Origin of the sequence: Neoroseomonas rubea (assembly GCF_016106015.1) — a bacterium.
In the GTDB taxonomy this organism is placed as follows: domain Bacteria; phylum Pseudomonadota; class Alphaproteobacteria; order Acetobacterales; family Acetobacteraceae; genus Neoroseomonas; species Neoroseomonas rubea.
This window is the reverse complement of record NZ_JACADQ010000512.1, coordinates 1-1929: the sequence shown is the minus strand read 5'-3', so window position 1 is coordinate 1929 and position 1929 is coordinate 1. Positions and strand designations below refer to the sequence as shown.

Genomic DNA, 1929 nt, shown 5'->3' with positions numbered 1-1929 from the left:
CAGTGCCACGTGGCGCGGCGGTTGCCACGGCGGCCGGCCCACTCCCGTATGCCGGGCCGGGGCGGGCGCTCGGGGCCGCGGCCCGCCCCGTCGGATCGCCGCGGCGCACAACACCCATCACGCCGCCGTGCGCGGCAGCGGTGCAAGGTCCCGGTAGAGTGCAACCAGGCGTGCCGCCTCACCCGCCCAGCCAAAGCGACCAAGCGCGGCTTCGCGCCCCGCGGCGCCCATCTCGGCACGCCGCCCCGGATCCGCCAGCGCCGCCACCGCCGACGCGACTGCCGACGGGTCGGTGGTGTCGACCAGCAGGCCGCAGCGGGCCTCCCGCACCACCGCCGCCGTTTCGGGCGCGAAGTCCGGCGCGATCACGGGCAGGCCCGCCAGCATGTAGTCGAACAGCTTGTGCGGCAGGGCGAGCCGGTGGTTGCGGTCCACCGGCTGGAACAGGACAAGGCCGATGGCGCAGCCGGCCAGCACCGCGGGCAGCGCCTCCTGCGGCTGCCAGCCGCGATCCTCGATCCGGTCCGCGACGCCGAGGCCGGCGGCTCGGGCGCGGAAGGCCGGCTCCGTCTCGTCCGTGAAGCGGCCGACCAGCCGCAGCCGCGTGCCCGCCGGCGCGCGCGCCAAAACATCCGGCAGCACCATCGACCCGCGCGTGCGCCCGAGCACGCCCAGATGGACGAGGGTCGGCGGACCATCCCCCGCGTCGCGGGGCGCCACCGGTACGGGCAGCGCATGGTTGCGCACCGGCACCAGACGGGCGCGGGACGAGAAATCCTCGGCCAGCCCATCCCGCGCCAGGACCACCGCATCGGCCAGCCGCCCCGCCAGCCGGCAGGACGCGCCGAGCGCCGCGCGCGCCAGCGGCCGCAGAGCCGCCGGCAGCCGCGTGTCGAGGCGGGAGGGGTAATGTTCATGCACGTCGATCACCACCCGCGCGCCGGACCGACGCGCGGCGAGCAGCGCGGCGAACCAGGCGTCGGGCTCATGCGCATGCAGCACCGCCGCGCCTGACCGCGCGGCGCGCCGCACCAGGGCGGGGAAGCCCAGCAATCGTCCCCGCCAGCCGCCACCGCGCCGATAGGGGGCCAGCGCGACGCCATCGAGCTCGGTCCGCCCGCTGCGCGCCCCGCGCGTCGCCACGTCCGGGCAGAGATGCCGCACGCGCCACCCGGCCGCCGCGAGCGATGCGCCTTGCTTGCGCACGATGCGCACATCCTCCGGAGGATGCGCGGCGGAGAGCATGACGACGAGGGGGGGCGCCGCGCTCATGCCGCACCCGCCGGCACGCGCGTCCCGCTCGCGCGTCCCCGACCGTTCTGTCCCGCACCGCGACCCCGATGGCCCGTGCCTGGGCGCGACGGCGCGGAGCCTCGCCACGGCCATGCGGGGCCGCGCCGGCGCCGTGGCGATGCGCGCCCGGTCATGGGCAGAGGATCTCCGCGAGGTGCGCACGCATCCGCTGCCCCGCCATGCCATCCCACAGCGGGATCGGCGCCGCGGGGCCGGGTGGTTCCGTCACCGCCCGCGCCAGGTCTTCCGGCGCCACCAGCCGGTTGCCGCCGGCGGTGATCGTGACGGGCCGCTCGGTGGACGGGCGCAGCGTCAGGCAGGGCAGCCCGAGCAGCACCGCTTCCTCCTGCACCCCGCCGCTGTCCGTCACAGCGACCCGCGCGCCATCCATCAGCGCCAGGAAGTCGAGGTAGCGGAGCGGCGGCAGCCGCAGCACGCCCTCCGGCATATCGAGGCCGAAGGAATCGAGCCGCGCCGCCGTACGCGGATGCATCGGCCAGGCGAGCGGCAGGCGTCGCGCCGCCGCGGCGAGCCCCGCGAGCACCCGCCCGAGCATCGCCGGATCGTCCACATTGGCCGGGCGGTGCAGCGTGACGACGCCATAGCCGCCGCGCGCGAGCCCCGCCGGCAGCGGCC

Annotated in this window: 2 protein-coding genes; both read right to left on the bottom strand. The window is 77.2% G+C overall.

Annotated elements, in window-relative coordinates:
* Positions 1–117 precede the first annotated feature (117 nt).
* Complete coding sequence (locus HW577_RS24330; RefSeq protein WP_198378679.1) at positions 118–1272, bottom strand: glycosyltransferase; 1155 nt, start codon at positions 1270–1272, stop codon at positions 118–120.
* 151 nt (positions 1273–1423) lie between these two features.
* Positions 1424–1929, bottom strand: a 506-nt coding sequence (locus HW577_RS24325; RefSeq protein ID WP_198378678.1) for a UDP-N-acetylglucosamine 2-epimerase, incomplete at its 5' end; no start/stop codon positions are given.